1 protein-coding gene is annotated in these 488 nt (G+C 63.9%); it reads left to right on the forward strand.

Annotated features, from left to right (window positions below):
- Positions 1-194 precede the first annotated feature (194 nt).
- Positions 195-488, forward strand: a 294-nt coding sequence (locus VE26_RS18290) for a hypothetical protein (protein ID WP_210165395.1), incomplete at its 3' end; no start/stop codon positions are given.

Below are 488 nucleotides of genomic sequence, written 5' to 3' on the forward strand. Positions count from 1 at the left end.
TCGGAAGGCTGGTGCTCGCGCTGCTCGAACTGCCGCTCCCTGACGGCAGCCACGCTGTACCTGCGGCGTGGCTCGAACGGTTGGACAAGGTCTTGGCTTTGCCCGGCGACCACGCCCGACATGCCCTTCACCTGGTCGCTCAGCGAACTCCATGGTTCCAGTTCCATGAGCCCGCGTGGACCGAGGACCGCGTCTTGGCCAAAGCAATCGTAGATGGTCCAGATGCCGATGCATTCTGGTCCGGCTTTGCCAGGATGGTCAGGGTGCCTCCTCCGGATCTCGTTGCCCAGCTCAAGGCTCCGATGCTCGCCCGAGTGGGGCGTGGTGGCAGGGAAGAGAGCAACCTGATCGGCTACCTCTTGAGCGCGTGGGCATCAGAGGGACCCCAGCAGATCGTGTTCGACGCCGAACTGCGCGATGCACTGGTGCTCGGTGGGGACGACGTGCGTCGAACGATGCTTCGTTTCGTGAGCGATTGGGCCGAGGAC

The sequence above is a fragment of the Devosia chinhatensis genome (assembly GCF_000969445.1).
GTDB classification, from domain to species: domain Bacteria; phylum Pseudomonadota; class Alphaproteobacteria; order Rhizobiales; family Devosiaceae; genus Devosia; species Devosia chinhatensis.